Genomic DNA, 15912 nt, shown 5'->3' with positions numbered 1-15912 from the left:
CAGATCGACGATCTCCTGCCGTGGGCCTACGTCGCCGCTCCCGAGCTTAAGGCCGTGGCCTGAAAACACCGCTTACCGTTATGCTGTGAGATGCAGCAGAAGGTCGGCAAAGACTTACATTAAAAAAGCGATTCTGCCGCACCCAAAAAGAGGGGCTCAAATCCAAGGCGGCGCTTATCCGAATGCAAAACGGCCCGCCAAGCTTTGAGCCTGGCGGGCCGTACAGGGTAAGTTTGGTTGCGGGGACCCGCAACCCCTTTTGTCATAACATCGCCGGACGTTTGATGTTGGTCAGGTTTGGCGAACTCGAGGATGCCGAACAACTCGCCGCGTAGCTCGGCATAGACCTCCCCGCGCTTGTCGCCTGGCGTGAGTACGATCTCTCCGATCAAAGAGCGCAACGCCTCGGCGGCTGGACGCCCGTCCTCATTTTCGGCGAGCGCTCGCGTGAACTGCTCGACCCGCTTCTTATAAAGAGTGGCGACGTCGGGATGCAGGTCGGGCACGTCAGTGGGCGCCACCGCCAGACGCGCGGTGATCTCCGCCTTCTGGATCTCCAGGTCTTCCATTCTCGCTTTCATCGAAGGTTGGTAAAGTCCATCCTCGATCGCGTCGATGATGCTGGCGATGGCGCGCTCGATCTTGTCGAGCGCCTTGCGGTCCTGTTCGCCTTGCGCGCGACGCTCCTGGTTGAGGCGGTTGGTCTCCTGCGCATAGGCTCGGATCGCCTCGGCCACGGCATCGGCCGAAACGAGCCTCTCCTTCAGGCCTGCGAGGACTCGCTGCTCGATCTTCTGGCGGGTGATGGTACGGTTGTTGTCGCAGATGCCCCGGCGCTGGTGATTGAGACAGGCATAGCGCTCGCGTGTGAACAACCCGTAGCGCCCACCACAGCAGCCGCAAGTGAGCAAGCCGGAAAGCAGAGAGACCGGCCGCTTCATGGTGTGCAGCTTCCTCGCCCGGGCCTTGCGCGTGGCGATAGCCACCACCTCGAACTGGCTGGCGATGGATTTCTGTCTCTCCTTCACGGCGTGCCACAATTCGCCCTCGACGATCCTGAGATGAGGCACCTCGGTGCGGACCCATTTGATTGGCGGATTTGCCCGAGAGACGCGCTTGCCGGTGGCGGGATCTTTGACGAAGTGCAAGCGGTTCCAAACCAGCACACCGGTATAGAGCTCGTTGTTAATGACGCCGGTACCCCGGATTACATGTCCGCGTACACTGGTATCGCCCCAGTGACGACCGAGTGGACCAGGAACGCCCTCCTTGTTGAGGTCGACGGCGATCGCCTTCGGGCTCTTGCCGGCGGCGAACTCGCGGAAGATGCGGCGCACGATGGTCGCTTCCTCCGGTACGATCTCGCGGTCGCCCCGAATGGGTTCGCCGGCGGTATCCAGTTTCTTCAACACCCGGTAGCCGTAGCACAGCCCGCCTCCGGCCTTGCCCTTCTCCACCCTCCCCCGCAGGCCGCGATGGGTCTTGAGGGCGAGGTCCTTGAGGAACAGAGCATTCATAGTGCCCTTGAGGCCGACATGCAGTTCGCTGATCTCGCCCTCGGCCAAAGTGACGATGGCAACGCCGGCGAATTTGAGATGCTTGAAGAGAGTGGCGACATCTGCCTGGTCGCGGCTGATGCGATCGAGCGCCTCGGCCAGCACCACCTCGAAGCGGCTGCGCTGGGCATCGCGTACCAAATGCTGGATGCCCGGCCGCAGCACCGTGCTGGCGCCGGAGATCGCCGCATCCTCATAGGTTCCCGCCACGCTCCAGCCCTCCCGCGCCGCCAGTTCGCGGCACAGCCTCACCTGGTCTTCGATGGAGGCTTCCCTCTGGCTGTCGGAAGAATAGCGGGCATAGAGTGCGACACGTGTCATGGCGGCAGATCCTCTCTCCTGTTCCCAGGGGGTTTGCGATCCAGCTCCCCGCCCTCTCCCTTTCGGCGGTCCGGCCGATTGTCGTTGGCCACCACCCGCGCCTCGAATGCCTCCCGCGCCAGCTGCCGGCCGATCATCCGGGCAATATCCAGCACGACCCGATCCAGCCTGGCCGCAGGCATGAGCTCCGAGCGCTCCCTTGGGCTGGCAAGGTCACTGTTGTCGTTCGCCGGAGCGAACGCCTGCGGCCCAACCCTGGTTTCCTCTGCCATCGCGGTCGCTCTCCCAATAGTGGATCGACCTGCCATCAGAGTCCTCCGGACGGCGAAGGAAAGCACGAAGTTCATGTCGTAGGGCCACAGCGTGCAATAACTTGCGCCGTGCGGTTTCGTCTCAATCGTTAAGGTCGGGCTGCCGGCGCCAAGTGGCAACGTCCTGATGGTCACATCCGGGCGCACCATCACTTCAGAAGGCGTGTCGGTCGGCTACATCGCTACACTGCTCCGCCTCGCCTTCCGCTTTCAGCGCCGCGACCAGCTTGACTGCGGACTCCCAATGCTTGGCGACATCGCTCCGCGTCGTTGCTCGGCTCCGGCGACCAACCGGCAAACCTCCCGCGATCGCCTTTAAGTCACGCAGTACGGAAGATATGTGCGGCCACGGGAAGTCGGTAGGGTCACCAATATCTCGATCGGCTCCGACGATCATTTCTAACTTGGCGATGACGCCGATGAGCGAAGTAGCCGCGACCTCAGGGATCGAATCTTGAAGTTTTAGAGCTTCGGTCATCGCAAAGACCTCAGCCTCGCGCGCAACGGCATACTCCCGTGGACCACCGAGAGTATGCGCGGCTCCGTCGCTAGCTCGCGTTGGTGAATCTGCGGTCAATCCCTGAATTCCGGGATTGACCATGATTTGGCTCTCCAATCGCTGCTGCACGCGGCATAGCAGCGTGGAGACGTACCGAGCCATTCGCCAATCGCTCACTAGCAGAAGTGCGGGATCGCGTAGGGCTGCCGTTTGCAATTCCGTCTCGTTACGGCTTGCGACGAGAGCACTCGGCTTTTTCGCTGCCACGTCCTGGTCTCCTTCCGTGGAACAAGTTTCCCGCTAAGTCGGTCCAAACCCAGAGCGGAACCCAGTTCGCCGAATGTGATTTGTAGAGAATACTCCGTGGTGAAATACTCTGCAAGGCACTGTTCTCGGAGGCATGGAAATCCGGGAAGCGTTTGCGCAAAACCTAAGAGCCTTGCGGCGGGCTAGAGGCCTGTCTCAGGAAGAGCTTGCGCACCGGGCTGGGATCGATCGCACCTATATCAGTGCATTGGAACGCAACGTGTACAACGCGAGCATCGATGTTGTTGACCGACTGGCTGAAGTGCTGGGCGTGGATGTCGCTGAATTGCTGAAACGGCCCTCAACTGATGCGCAGAGATCGAAGTCTGAACCTGACGAATAGAGTAAACCTCGATTGTCCGACGCGTTGAAACGCGTCAGCTACTTCGCGCGTGTTCGGCGAGAAAGGCCTGCCTCAGGAAGACGTAGAGGCACGTTCTGGATTCCGTCAGTTGTATCTGAGCAGCCGCGAACGCGGTCGGCAGAACCCCACGGTGGTCACTCTTTATGAACCTGCCCAGATGCTAGGAGTAAGTCACTTGGAGTAGGCCAAGCCGAGTGATTATCCCCAGTCAGTTTCCATAGGAATGATCTAGGCGGAGGCCGCTCGCTAGCGCGCTATCAAAGGGCGCTGAAGAGGGGCGAGCGGCGGCTTCGCGCCTGATGTTGGACGGCGAGACTAGATTCTTAATCGCCTTGAAGCAGACAATCGCAGCGGCCATCAAACGGCCTCGCCCCTGGGTAAACGAAATCGCCTTCCGGACGTGCTGATTTCTTTGCAGGCGCGACCACGGTCTTGTGACCAAGCCCACTGGACTTCGCGAGGGCTGATCGTTGGGCTGAGTAGTTCGGCGCCACAATAGAATAATCAGGCTTAGCCATCTGCCACGATGGTGGAGCGAAAGGTGCCACAGTTGGCTCGGATGGCATAGTCGTGCGGCATGCTCGTCGCCAGCTCTCGGAGGTCTGCCGGTCTCGTAGCTTGAGGATGCGGACATTGATGCCACAGAGTTTCCAGAAGTAAGGCCCACGCAATGACCGCCTCGGAACAGACCATCTGCTACAGGTTGTCACCACCGAATGGCGCGGTGAGATCGTCCTGATGCGGGCGTTTTTTCTGAGGCCGATCACATGCGTAGCTGAGCCTCTCTCCACGAGCGGACCGGCTTCTGAATTGAGCCGTCGGGACCAGCGATTTATGCGCCCCGACTTGGAGGCGCACGACGTACCAGCGCGATCAGAAGCCGCCCTCGCAAGCTATGGGGCTCGCCTGCGGTCAATACCTGGATTCCGGTATTGACCAATGTTCTCATTTCGAAGGGACGGAGCCGGAAACAATCGTTCGCAAAGCGAAAAGCAGTCATTCAGAATAAGCCCGCGTAGCCGCTCGCGAGCGCGCCCTAAACAGCGCCGTAGCGAGCGAGCGGCGGGTTTGCGCCTCCAACCGGACCTCGAGGTCTGCTTTGCGGCTGCTTGAAAGCAGACATTCGGGACGCTGGCCCAGTCCTTGCACCAAGAGGGAGAAACATCCCGAACATCAGGCAAGCGGGCTAGGTGTAGCTGTCGATGTTACTTGGGAAACAATCGAGTGTGCCAAATGTCGGCCGCGTTTGCCGATTCCGGCATTCGCGAACAGCTTATCCGGATTCGACAACGCGTCGAATCTGACGTTCCGGAGGACGCGCGAGTTTCTCGCCTAGGGTGTCGAGGAGGCACCTCCAGAGAAGGAGCGGCTACGTCACAGGTTGCTGTTTTTTTTTCGGACTGCCAGTATCCTCTGCTCGGTGTTGCTTCGGCGGGCAGCCCAGCGGTTAGCGACCCGTGCCTTGTGTTCTACATCCGCTTGGATATGAGACCATGCATTAAATCAACCATTGGAAAGACTTTGCCGTATCGCGCAGCAGCAAGGCTCCTGTTGAAGCATTTCTCCCCGTTCCGACGGCAACCGGTCGTCTTTCACTTTGGTCCGATGTTGAACAACTCGACGCGGCGATTCACACCGTCCGCGGGGTTATTGGGATCGAAGGGATTTTCTTCACCTAATCCCAGGGGAAGCAGCCTCGCTTGGTCAACGTGGAAGACAGTTACAAGCATCTCGGCGACGGCGTCTGCCCGTCTCTGGCTAAGGTCCAGATTGCTTTGCCGCGAACCCGTATTGTCGGTGTTGCCAGCGATGACGAACCGATTGCCCAACAGGAGTGGATTGTGGAGCGCGTCGGCAATTCGCCCCATCGTGACCCAGGACTCGGGCCGAATGACATCGGAATTCAGGTCGAATTGGATTTGCACGATGAAGTGTGGAAGTTTGGCGAACGCAGCCATCATCGGTTCGGGTCCACTCGCGTTCGCGTTGATCCGGGTTTGGATGTCGGCCCGAATCGCTGCAGTGTCGATGCCCACTTTGCCAGCAGCCTTACCAGATTGCACGAGACCCTGAACGGCTTGGCCATAAGTAATCTGATTTTGAGTGTGCCCCGTTCCGCCGCCAAGCACCGACGCCGTCAGGCATACAGCGACGTATCCCAAATATCTCATGTTCATGTTGTCCCTCGGATGTTTACGCGCTTTGACCGACTGTTGCCTAATTCGACTTTTTAGAAACAACGTCCAGCCAGCCCGCATCAGTCATCGCTTGTTTGCATGAATTCATCAGTCTGCGAAAATTCTCACCCGTCGTCAGGCATCTCAGGACCCTGGCCTGGCCCTTCTTCTGCGTCGAACAGTAGCGTTTGACGTCGGCGGCACATGATTTCGGCGCGTCTGCCTGCGCAGTCAGACGAGCATTCATGTTGGCCAAAAACGTAGTTGTCGCAGCTTGGCAAACCGGCGATGCCTTGGCTGAGATACAGGGGACCAGTTGTCCGCTGCCGGGCCTAATGCCCTTGCACACGTTTGGCACTTCAGCGCCGCATGCTTGCGCCCAGAGGCCAACCGCATCGCCAAAGCTCATCGTTGCGGCACCGACGAAATTTGTGAAAGGAAGCCCCAGAATTACCGACACGGCAAGCGCGCGTATTTCAAATCTTAGTATCATTTACTGCTCCTGGCTTTGGGCATCGAGGTTGTCAGTCAGTCTGGACGCTGGCGGCTAAGGCAGCCACGGTGGCGCAACAACGGTTCAAGAGAATGGCCGATACGCCGGCTCCGACGCACCTCAGGGGGGCTCGGGAGATGGGGCTTGTTGGAACCAGGAGCCAGCGCGTGCTGCGCGGGTACCGGCGAGTTCGTCGGTCCAAATCCAGTTGGGGACATCACGGTCGAGAACACGGTCGTTATCTCTATGGAAGTTGGGGACGCGCTCACCTTCGCCCGAGGGTAGTGAGTTCTGGATATGCGGCTTCCGGTACCAACGAGAGGCCTCCAGCATTCGCCCCCAAGTGCCGCATCTCAGCTAATGTACGGAAACGATGACATAACGTCCGCCGGATGGCTGATAATAGGCGCCGCCGCAGTGCCATAGCAGGATCCCGTTGACCGAGGTCTTCGCACAGGCCGCAGGCAGCTTCGTCACGTAGACAGTTGAACGGCGGATCACCCGGCGTGTGGTTCGTCTGGCGACCCCGGCAGCGCTGCCAGGCGTGAGCGGATGCCCCACTCTTGCTTGAGCGTAGCCGACGAAGGGGGCAAACGGCGCAACCGGATCGAGCAGGCCGGCAAACATTATTGCGGCAACCCCGGCAGCGCCGGTTACCTTCAGGCCAATTTTTTTCATTGTTAATCCTCCCAAGAGGGAAGAAAACTACCTTTCGGGTGCAACCGCCGCTATCCGAATTGCGCAACTCCGATAAAACCCATTATCGGTTCCGTGGTGGCACAGCACTATTCGATTGGCGCAGGCCGGCGATCCGTTGCGTCGGCCGGCTTCTGGCGCGGCCGCGATATTCCCGCACGAAGGAATGTTTCCTTTGGGGATTCACCGAACAGTTGCCGATAGCTCGTCGCGAAACGTCCAAGGTGGGTAATCCCAACATCCATCGCAACCTTCGTCACATTCAGGCCATTGGCACGTGCAGTCGTCAGTTCTCGTCTGGCTTCGTTTAGGCGGAGACTGCGTATGAATTCCAATGGACTTGCCGCGAAGGTCGCACGAAATGCGTACTCCAGTTGGCGGCGACTCACGCCGACTTCCCTGCACAACCGAATGATCGGTAGCTCTTCTCGAATGTGGGCGCGGATGAAATCCTCAGCCGTCCAGGCCTGGCGGAGATATCGACGTGGAGAATGATCGATCGTGAGTGCACGACCGTCTGCAATAGCCCGAGCCCCAGCCAGTGCCCCCAAATATTCCAGGAATGCATCGGGGGGCTGCTCCAGTTGAATTGGATCGCCCGCCGCTGCCGCGAGATTGTTCGCAGTCGCCTCCACCTGGTTCTGGACCATTCGTGCTTGGTTGAATGAGAGCCTGACGGCCTTGGGATGATCGGCGACCTGCTCCGCGAACATTCCCACGGCAAGCGCCTGAACTTCAGCCCAGAGGGCGGTCGGAATCACGGAGGCCGCATAGCTAAGACCGGGCTGGATAGTTGCGGTTATCATCGAGCCAGCAGGGATTGTGACGACCATGCCGTCCTCAAGTGGAATGCGGCAAATTGTCGATCCGCAGGCGCGCTCCACGGCCAATACGACCACTGAGTCGCTATCCAGTCCGCCATTGGCATGTACGCTGCAATTGAAGTTGGCCAAGTCAAGCGCCCACTTGCCATGAGATTGAATTTGTCGGATGCGTGACGGTGCCCCGCCGGCCGAAAGCTGGTCAATTTTCACCAGCATTCCCGAGGCTGCGCTTCCAAGTTGGTCCGGGCCAAGCTGCACATCCCTGTGCGAAGGCGATGAAGGCCACGAGGTCAAGAATTTGATCCTTTGCGCAAAGCGGATAGCAGCGCAGTTATATTAGGGATAGCTTATTCTTAAATTGCGCCAGATCAATCGGCGCGAAAAACGTTGACGATGCGACCAAGTGCAGATCGGTAGCCTGCCGCCCGAACTCATCGCCAGCCTGGACGCACTGCCCAGTCAACCATGCCGCGTATTTCGGCGGGAGGCATGAGGGCATGGTCGGCGCCGATCTGAACGTGGTCGAGCAGGCCCTCGGCGCCGAGATGACTATGATGCGGTGCTGATCAAGCGTGCGGCGAACCGGAAGCGCCATAGCCCTCCAGCCCGGCCGTCTGCACTGGCGCGCCTAAGACGCGTATTGAAAAGCCAATCCTGATCCGACGCGTGTCAGCACTTCCCATATAAAGCGCGCCAATTTTACTATGCGCATCGCAAAGCGCCGCCTTATCCTGAGGCATTAGAGGTTAGTGGCTTTGGGACGGCCTGAATGCCGTTTTCCTGAAATGCCTGCTGCACGGCCATCAGAGCCGCGCGGCGGATCATGAAGTGTCTGCCCGCTTTCGCCTTGAATTTGGCCCGGATGACCAGCGTACCGTCCTCAACCTCGGCAATTCCCTGGCTCTTGAACGGCTCGAGCAGATCTCCAGCAAGTTCCGGGTTGGCCGAAATATCCTGGCCGATCTTCTTGAAAATTTTGCGGACCTTTTCGACATCGGTGTTGAATGCAACGCGAAAGGTCAGTTTCTCGATCATCCAGTCGCGGCTGAAATTCTGAATCTTGCCAATCGAGCCATAGGGGATTGTCGCCAAGGCGCCGCGCTGATGGCGCAGGGAAACCGACCGGACCGAGATTTTTTCTACGGTTCCCTTGGCGCCTGACGTTTCGATATATTCGCCGAAGCGGAATGCGTCGTCGATCAGGAAAAACAACCCGGAGACCAGGTCCTTCACCAGGGTCTGCGAGCCGAAGCCGATGGCCAGCCCGAACACGCTCAAGCCGGCGATCAGTGGCCAGACATTGACCCCGATCGACACTAGGATCGAGAGCAGCGCCAAGGCCAGAATGCTCGATTTGCCGACCGCGCTGACCAGCGGCACCAGCGTGCCCAGCCGCGAACGCGGCGCACCCAGGGCCTCCTCGTCAGCATCTGCGGTGGGCAACTCCGCGCGCAAGGCGCGAGCCGTCCCCGTGCCGACCACGTTCCACAAAAACGCCGCCGCCAACATGATCGACGCCACCCCAAATGCGCCCTTGGCGACCTCTCGCAGATCTATGGCGAACCCGGCAGCCAGCGGCGTCGTCCATAGCGTTCCCAGCATGGCAATCGAGGCAGCCACAACGGTGAAGCGGGCGGTCTGTCGCCCTGAAGCTGCCAAGATCGAGATGTCAGGAGACTCCAATCCGCGTTGCGCCCAGTTCCCGATCATTGCGTCGAGATGCGGCGCCGCGAGAAACAACAACGCCGTCAGCAGAACGGCCGACCCGCGAAGCGAGGCTCCCAAAGTCAGCGCGGCCTGAGTGCTGAGAAAGGTGATCATCACGAACGCGATCACGATTGCCGGCCACATTTTGGCGAGATGGGTACGCCAGCGGCCTCTGGGGCGTGGACCGGCGACTGCGGCTGCCATTGTGCGTCTGTGCCGCCATACCGTCCATGCAAACAGGAGGTAGATTGGGATTGCCGAGCCTGTTCGCAGGAGATCGTCCAAGGCCGGCCCGACGCTCCAGAGCCGCAACGTCGCGAGCAGCGTAACGGCGATGATCGCCAAGCCAACGGCAAGCGTGAGGTCGCGCACCAGGGCCACAAGATGGGCGGAGCGCTCTGCGAACTCGGTTCGCCGCGATGCCATCAATAGTGATCTGAAAGCGGCGACAGTGATGACGCCGAGCACGGTCGCCACCGTCCAAAGCCGAAGAGTTTGCAAAGGCATGCCAGAACCGCCCAGCAGCCGCGCCGCAATGAAACCGATCACCAGAGCCACCACAGTAGCCGTCACGCCCGCGAAGAATCTGCGCCATCCACTACTTGGGGCGCTCTTCTTCTTGAACCGCCGGGCAAGCAGGATGAACACCCCCGCGACGAGTGCAACAAGCAACACAATCTCGAACAAGAGCACAAGAAGAGGCGTTCCCCCAGCCGCAAGCGAAGCCTTCAGGTTTTCAAGTTCGACGGGGACGTCGGCCAAAGCGGCAAACCGCGCGAACAGTCCGGAGACCAAACGCTCGGCGAGCTGTTCTAACCCCCAAATCAACGAAGGAACGTCTGTTTCCGCCATCGTGTCCACGAATTCTCCCCCTCAGCGCCTCGCCCGTGGTAGCCGACAAGTCCTGGGCGTCGGTTCTCCAGTACGGATCAGTCGGTGGTCGCATCGCCCTTCAGGATCGTCTCCAGTTCGTCGGGCGCGGGTTTGCCCGCTTTCCCCTCGACCGTCGTAATGGGCGCACTGACCGTCGCTGCCGCGGCGTTGCCAACCGTGTCGACCGTGCCGGCAACCATCAGACCCAGCTTGTCCCCAAGGCCTACTCGCGAGTCGGTCAGGATTTGACCGGAACCCAATTGCGCGCCCAACAACTGCACGATTTCCGGGCTTTCGGCAAACTTGCTGTGGTTCAAGCGATCGTCGGTCTTCACGTCGGTCAAATCGAGGACGGTTATTCCGGCTGCCTCCAGCTTCGATTTGTACGGCTCCTTTGACGGATCAGCCTGCCCAACCCGATCGACATTGCCTGCAATCAGACGCGAGACCGCAAGCGCCCGATCATCCCTTGAAACGGTGATCGTGAATTTCGGTTTTTTCGGTCCAAGTTCGGTCCACTGGCGACCAAAGACATCCACATCGAGGTCGGGAGATGCAAGGATGACGTTCCTGATCTTGGGCGAAACCTGCCCCTCCTCCAATGCCATCTGCCTCAGCGACTCCATGGCAAGCCATGTTCCCATCGAGTGAGCCATGACGGTAATGTCCGTCACGCTGCGGTCGTCCGCCAAGGCCTTCAAAGTTCGCTCGAACGCAGTCCGTGAGAAATTGGTGCTTTCCTTGTCGTAGTTGTAACCGAGCACACTCGCGCGTGAAGGCCACGTGAAAAGTATAGGCACGACCTTTGCTCGCGAGTCATGCACAAACTGCGCGAAGCGAAAAACCGAATCTTCATAACGGTTGTTGAAGCCATGTACGAACACGAGAACATGGCCGTTCGAATTGTGAGAATGTAGCCAATTGTGAGCCTCGGGAATCGACAGGTTTTTCACGGCAACAACAGCAAAGTCCTTGTCGGGATTCGGTGGCAGCGTTTTTGGCCATTCGACGGTGCCGGGCGCCCGCTTCGGCGGTATTGAAATGGTCAGATCGGTCATGGAAAGCGCCGGGCTGCGCTCGCCTGTAAACAGGGTCGCTGGGTCGCCGGAAGGCTTGCGGCTGGTTGCGACCAGCATCGTTACATCTGATGCCGCCGACGATACCAGATTCGCCGGGATTGGCGCCAAAACGCCTTCTGGTCCTGCTCCGCACCCCGTCAGCATGAGGAACAGAGTTGATATACTCCATACAGCCTGCCTACCCGCCCATCTAGACTGTGCCATTACCCTCCTTTGCTCTTGCGGGTTATGCCAGCCGAGCTTTGGCACCCCGTCCCTCACACCGGACGCACGATACAACGGAAGCCGAGGTGGCAAGTGGACGTGTCTACCGCCTGGGCCATGCGCGCGGCGGGACGATAACGCCGGCAGTAGATGGGCGCGCAGAGGAAGGACCCGCCCTTGGTGACCTTGCGCGGAATCCTGATGTCAGGCGTCAGCGGATCGTAGCTCGCGTCGCGCTCGCCGCCGCGCGGATCTGTCATCGTGCAACATGGGCTTTCGATGCGGCGATGCTCCTGGTACCAGTCCGTGGTCCACTGCCAGACGTTGCCTGCCATGTCGTAGAGCCCATAGCCGTTTGGAGGAAACGAGCCGACTGGAGCGGTCCACTCGTAGCCATCCTCGCAATCGTTGCGGAATGGGAAGTCGCCCTGATAGGTGTTGGCCATATGCCGGCCGCCGGGGGTCAATTCGTCGCCCCATACGAACTCTGTGCCGTCCAATCCTCCACGGGCCGCGAACTCCCATTCCGCCTCGGTCGGGAGCGCCTTTCCCACCCAGTTCGCATAGGCTTCGGCATCCTCAAATGCGAGGTGGACTACCGGGTGGTTATTGAGACCTTTGATAGAACTCGCAGGCCCACGCGGATGGCGCCAATTGGCACCCTTCACATACGCCCACCACCGGTAATGGTCGCTTCGGCTGGTGCCAGGCGGCGGTCGGACGAATATCGCTGATGCGGGAGCGAGCATCTCCGCCGGCGCGTCGGGATACTCGGCTGCATTGGCGGGACGCTCAGCCAGCGTCACGTACCCCGTCGCCGCGACGAACTTCGCAAAATCATTGTTCGTGACAGTCGTCACATCCGCCCAGAAACCATCAACCACGACGCGGTGAGTTGGGGCCTCTTCCGGATAATGGTGGTCTGATCCCATCAGGAATTCGCCACCAGGGATTCGCACCATGTTCGGAAATAGCGGGCTGTGCCTAGGAACGGAGCGAACATGCTCCAAATCCTCCGTAGACGACACAGCCATGCCTGCATCACTCATGACTATAGTTCCATAGAACACGAACTTTGAACCGAGCGGGACTAGTCTCCGAGTTGATTGAACATCGACGATGGATCCGCAGCAATTGGCGGTGCACCGAAGGTCAGCTTGATCGCCTCCCCGATCAGCAGCGGCGGTGCCATTTGCTTGGCGATTTCCACGATCTTCGCCTTCATTTCCTTGACACTGTCCGGCTTCTTATCGGCCAGGTTGGTAGTTTCGGACTTGTCGGCGGCGAGGTCGAACAGTTCGACGCGCTCCAACACGCCGGCCGACCATACAAGCTTCACATCGCCCTCACGGATTGCTCCGCCTGTCGGGTCGACATTGTAGACCATTTCGCTGCGGGGCGAGGGTTTGCCTTCGCTGATCGTCCCCCAGACATCCATGCCGTCGAGGGGCTTGTTCTTGGTTGGCTTCGCTCCGGCAAGCCCGGCGAGAGTCGGATAGATGTCCGAGACATGTATCATGCCGTTCACGTCGCCCGCCTTCACCTTGCCCGGCCAATTCGCCAGGGCGCAGACACGGGTGCCGCCCTCATAAAGCGTGCCTTTGCCGCTGCGGTACGGCCCATTGTCAGCCGGAAGGCTGTTTCCGACCTTCGATTCGCCCGCAAACATCGCGTCCCGCACGCCGCCATTGTCGCTCTGGAAGATGACGATTGTATCGTCACGCATCTTCTTCTTCTCGAGCGCGGCAACGACACGTCCGATTTCGTCGTCCATGACGGAAACCATGGCCGAGTAAAGCCGGCGCTGCTCATCAGCCACGTGAGCGTATTTCTTGACATATTCGTCGGGCGCCTGAAACGGTGAATGCGGCGCAGTGAATGCCAGATAGAGAAACAACGGCGCTTTCCCGTCATGTTTGTCGATGACGTTGGCCGCTTCCTTGCCGAACAGAGTGTTGTCGAAGCCATGCTCCTTCAGCGGCTTGTTGTTGCGATACCAGTCCTTCACGCCATGGGAAGCGTGCTCAAAATGGTCGATCTCGCCAACCAGGGCGCCATAGAACGAATCAAAGCCTCGCTGACGCGGCCAGTATTCAGTCTTTGCGTGACCAAGATGCCACTTGCCCACCATCGCGGTCTTGTATCCTGCGTCCTTGAGCATCTGGGGCAGGAGATACTCGTCGGTGGCAAGGCCGTAACTGCCGCCCGACGGAATAACGCCCATCTGCAGCCCGTAGCGCAACGGATAGCGCCCCGTCATCAGCGCCGCGCGGGTGGGTGTGCACATCGGCTGGGCATAGAATTGCTCCAGCCGCGCGCCTTCGGCGGCGAGCTTGTCGATATTGGGCGTCTTGATGTCCGAGCCGTGGAAGCCGACGTCCTTCCACCCCTGGTCGTCGGAGATGATGTAGACGATGTTGGGGCGTGCCGGTTGGGCCGCCGCTTGCTCGACGCCGGCAAGGCCAGCGAGCGCGCCCGAAAGGCCGACCGGTGCGGCAAACCGCGAAACGGCAGCCGCCGTGCCGGCCATCAATGCGTCGCGCCGCGTAATTTTGGTGCCGATACCGGCTTCCGGCAAGTCCTGATCGTTGTTCACCTTTTTCGCCCTCCCTTGATTTGTCGGCGCTAGCCTGGCCTTGGCTTAGACCGACTGAACGTACCCGCCTTTCTTCTGATCAGTGCCCAGCCACCCAAAGCGGCATGGCAACCGTTAGGAAGACTGAGTCGCCTTCCAGACGATTTTTGGCATCGAACTCGTGGTAATATTTGATCCGAGTCGAGACCGGCAGCTTGCCAACCTGAAAGTTATAGCCCGCGGTGGCTCCGATCGCCGCCACTTCGCCTTGAAACCCGCCAAGCACCGGGGGGACTCCGGAGCCGGTATCGTCGGTCAGTTGGTTGTAATAATAGCCAACCAAACCCACGTCGAACGCCTTGCTGAAGTGCTGGTCGATCGTCCCCTCGAAGTGGAAGTCCGTGCCGTTCTTGTAATGGGTCGCCGTATCCTCGCCGTTGAAAGTGATTCCGGCCGCCGCGGAGAGTTCAAGGCCTGTAGCGGAATTCAGCCACGTACCAGATGCGTATATATCCGCGGCCCAGTGGTTGAACGACAGATTGGCGATGTTTCCTTCATGGTAATCGCCAAGTGGCACGTTCACGCTCACTCCGGTCTGCCAGTGAAGGTCTCCGCTGTGCCAGCCGACGAAAGTTCCAAGCACCGGATCGCCCAAGGTAGTAATGCTGTCGGAAGTCGAAAATGGACTCGGGATAATTCTGCCCGTTATATCCGGTCCGCCGATCGGCACTGTCGCCGTGAACGCCAGATTGCCGCCCATGACCTGCCAGGGAGAAACCCAAAGGGCGGTCGAGAGGTTGATAAGGGCCCTCGCATGGACATTGGCCACGAGCTTTCCACCGAGATCCAGATCGGCCGTCGCGTTTCCGGAATAGATGTAGAAATCGTTCTGGAAATAGACGCCTGGCGGCGGGGTGAAACCCGCCATGGGACCGCGCGAACCGAGGAGATAGAAGCTCGCGCCGCCTTCCGCCGCCTGGACGCTCGGAACTATCACCAGGTTGGCGACCGCAGTCACGGCAACGCCTAGCAAAGCCTTAGCGCCGCACCTCATCGCAGCCTGGGCGAGGGTGCTGGATACGCCGAGCACATTTTTCCAGAATACGTCTTGTCTATTCATAGGCCCCGCCAGCCGTGAGTCGGCAATGTTGCGCCAATTGATTTCGCGCAATTTCTTCATAAGCTATGCCTAATACAACTGCCCCGCTATCCACTTTGCGCAAAGGCGCCATGTTTTGACAAAATGGCCATCATTGCCTTCGTACAGAGACGTAGAGCTTGGCCCGTACGAACATGAAGGCGTAATCATCTGGTTGACTGCAGGCGCCTTCGGAAGCGACCAAACCAATCCCGCCACGGTGGTCTGGCCGACCGCCCGCGGGGCGGTAAAGGCTTGTCGTGCCATCACGATCAATCAGGGCCATGCACTCCCAGACTCCTCGGTCCGGTTCGGTCATTGACCGGTGGCGCTGCTACGAATGCGAAATGCCTACGGTCTCGCACCGGGCGTGGCCTTGTGCGCCTAGACCGCCATTCACGGGCCAGAGTCGCCGCGGCACCGCCGATCCGCAACAGCGGAACGGCTGCTTTCCACCTGCGATCCCTGATAACTGACCTTCCGCAAGCGGCCACAGTGCAGTCGTTTGAAGGATAAGGGGCAAACCCGGTATGGGCCAGCGGATGTGCTCCGCACCTTGGAGATTCTCACACCAGATCAATAATTTATTATAAAGTCGCACATTGCAGCGAAGGCGAGCAATGTGTGAGAAATGGCGAAAACGCGAGCAGAAACAGCCAACCGATCGCCGCACAATGTGCGCCCTTTTATCTTGCCGTCCTAATCGGTTGTGCGTAACCGTCCGGTCCCTGCACATATTTGAAGTAGTGCAATATCGCGTCATGTCGGGTTCCTTCAGTCTGTGGAGGA

14 protein-coding genes are annotated in these 15912 nt (G+C 59.4%); 2 read left to right on the top strand and 12 right to left on the bottom strand.

The window, feature by feature from the left end; genetic code table 11:
- Window positions 1-119 precede the first annotated feature (119 nt).
- The 3 genes from FJ492_RS28135 to FJ492_RS29385 all read right to left on the bottom strand — a co-directional run bounded on the left by FJ492_RS28135 (window position 120) and on the right by FJ492_RS29385 (window position 2954).
- Window positions 120-1877, bottom strand: a complete 1758-nt coding sequence (locus FJ492_RS28135; RefSeq protein ID WP_140773581.1) for a recombinase family protein — start codon at window positions 1875-1877, stop codon at window positions 120-122.
- Window positions 1874-2149 (bottom strand): hypothetical protein, encoded by a 276-nt coding sequence (locus FJ492_RS28130; RefSeq protein WP_140773580.1) that lies wholly within the window; start codon window positions 2147-2149, stop codon window positions 1874-1876. The genes FJ492_RS28135 and FJ492_RS28130 overlap by 4 nt, the downstream gene beginning before the upstream one ends.
- A 193-nt stretch (window positions 2150-2342) precedes the next feature.
- Window positions 2343-2954: a hypothetical protein gene (locus FJ492_RS29385; protein ID WP_246676155.1), complete on the bottom strand. Its 612-nt coding sequence runs from the start codon at window positions 2952-2954 to the stop codon at window positions 2343-2345.
- A gap of 133 nt (window positions 2955-3087) precedes the next feature.
- Between FJ492_RS29385 and FJ492_RS28120 the strand changes: the two genes are divergently transcribed.
- Window positions 3088-3336: a helix-turn-helix transcriptional regulator gene (locus FJ492_RS28120; protein ID WP_140773579.1), complete on the top strand. Its 249-nt coding sequence runs from the start codon at window positions 3088-3090 to the stop codon at window positions 3334-3336.
- Between the two features lie 49 nt (window positions 3337-3385).
- Entirely contained in the window at window positions 3386-3541 is a 156-nt protein-coding gene (locus FJ492_RS28115; protein WP_140773578.1) for a helix-turn-helix transcriptional regulator, read from the top strand.
- 1408 nt (window positions 3542-4949) lie between these two features.
- Here FJ492_RS28115 and FJ492_RS28105 read toward each other — a convergent pair.
- The 9 genes from FJ492_RS28105 to FJ492_RS28065 all read right to left on the bottom strand — a co-directional run bounded on the left by FJ492_RS28105 (window position 4950) and on the right by FJ492_RS28065 (window position 15165).
- Entirely contained in the window at window positions 4950-5534 is a 585-nt protein-coding gene (locus FJ492_RS28105) for an OmpA family protein (protein ID WP_140773577.1), read from the bottom strand.
- A gap of 40 nt (window positions 5535-5574) precedes the next feature.
- Window positions 5575-6027 (bottom strand): cysteine rich repeat-containing protein, encoded by a 453-nt coding sequence (locus FJ492_RS28100; protein WP_140773576.1) that lies wholly within the window; start codon window positions 6025-6027, stop codon window positions 5575-5577.
- A 357-nt stretch (window positions 6028-6384) separates the two neighbouring features.
- Complete coding sequence (locus FJ492_RS28095; RefSeq protein WP_246676156.1) at window positions 6385-6654, bottom strand: hypothetical protein; 270 nt, start codon at window positions 6652-6654, stop codon at window positions 6385-6387.
- A 158-nt stretch (window positions 6655-6812) separates the two neighbouring features.
- Window positions 6813-7763, bottom strand: coding sequence for a helix-turn-helix domain-containing protein (locus FJ492_RS28090; protein WP_140773572.1), 951 nt, complete (start codon window positions 7761-7763; stop codon window positions 6813-6815).
- Between the two features lie 510 nt (window positions 7764-8273).
- A complete protein-coding gene (locus tag FJ492_RS28085) occupies window positions 8274-10106 on the bottom strand; it encodes a mechanosensitive ion channel family protein (protein ID WP_140773585.1) in 1833 nt (610 codons plus the stop codon).
- A gap of 77 nt (window positions 10107-10183) precedes the next feature.
- Window positions 10184-11263 (bottom strand): alpha/beta hydrolase, encoded by a 1080-nt coding sequence (locus tag FJ492_RS28080; RefSeq protein WP_348641922.1) that lies wholly within the window; start codon window positions 11261-11263, stop codon window positions 10184-10186.
- A gap of 200 nt (window positions 11264-11463) precedes the next feature.
- Entirely contained in the window at window positions 11464-12372 is a 909-nt protein-coding gene (locus FJ492_RS28075) for a formylglycine-generating enzyme family protein (protein ID WP_140773584.1), read from the bottom strand.
- A gap of 128 nt (window positions 12373-12500) precedes the next feature.
- Entirely contained in the window at window positions 12501-14006 is a 1506-nt protein-coding gene (locus tag FJ492_RS28070; RefSeq protein WP_246676154.1) for an arylsulfatase, read from the bottom strand.
- 79 nt (window positions 14007-14085) lie between these two features.
- Complete coding sequence (locus tag FJ492_RS28065; protein ID WP_246676153.1) at window positions 14086-15165, bottom strand: transporter; 1080 nt, start codon at window positions 15163-15165, stop codon at window positions 14086-14088.
- Between the last annotated feature and the right edge of the window lie 747 nt (window positions 15166-15912).

Source organism: Mesorhizobium sp. B2-5-4 (genome assembly GCF_006441095.1).
Classification (GTDB): Bacteria; Pseudomonadota; Alphaproteobacteria; order Rhizobiales; family Rhizobiaceae; genus Mesorhizobium; species Mesorhizobium salmacidum.
Note: the sequence above shows the minus strand (reverse complement) of the source record. Positions and strands in the feature narration are given on the sequence as shown.

What these genes read in the sequence shown, in the direction of transcription:
- FJ492_RS28130 (WP_140773580.1), bottom strand. Translation starts at nt 2,149, where the DNA reads ATGGCAGAGGAAACCAGGGTTGGGCCGCAGGCGTTCGCTCCGGCGAAC.
- FJ492_RS28090 (WP_140773572.1), bottom strand. Translation starts at nt 7,763, where the DNA reads ATGCTGGTGAAAATTGACCAGCTTTCGGCCGGCGGGGCACCGTCACGC.
- FJ492_RS28095 (WP_246676156.1), bottom strand. Translation starts at nt 6,654, where the DNA reads ATGTTTGCCGGCCTGCTCGATCCGGTTGCGCCGTTTGCCCCCTTCGTC.
- FJ492_RS28100 (WP_140773576.1), bottom strand. Translation starts at nt 6,027, where the DNA reads ATGATACTAAGATTTGAAATACGCGCGCTTGCCGTGTCGGTAATTCTG.
- FJ492_RS28065 (WP_246676153.1), bottom strand. Translation starts at nt 15,165, where the DNA reads ATGAAGAAATTGCGCGAAATCAATTGGCGCAACATTGCCGACTCACGG.
- FJ492_RS28120 (WP_140773579.1), top strand. Translation starts at nt 3,088, where the DNA reads ATGGAAATCCGGGAAGCGTTTGCGCAAAACCTAAGAGCCTTGCGGCGG.
- FJ492_RS28080 (WP_348641922.1), bottom strand. Translation starts at nt 11,263, where the DNA reads ATGCTGGTCGCAACCAGCCGCAAGCCTTCCGGCGACCCAGCGACCCTG.
- FJ492_RS28135 (WP_140773581.1), bottom strand. Translation starts at nt 1,877, where the DNA reads ATGACACGTGTCGCACTCTATGCCCGCTATTCTTCCGACAGCCAGAGG.
- FJ492_RS28075 (WP_140773584.1), bottom strand. Translation starts at nt 12,372, where the DNA reads ATGGTGCGAATCCCTGGTGGCGAATTCCTGATGGGATCAGACCACCAT.
- FJ492_RS28085 (WP_140773585.1), bottom strand. Translation starts at nt 10,106, where the DNA reads ATGGCGGAAACAGACGTTCCTTCGTTGATTTGGGGGTTAGAACAGCTC.
- FJ492_RS28105 (WP_140773577.1), bottom strand. Translation starts at nt 5,534, where the DNA reads ATGAACATGAGATATTTGGGATACGTCGCTGTATGCCTGACGGCGTCG.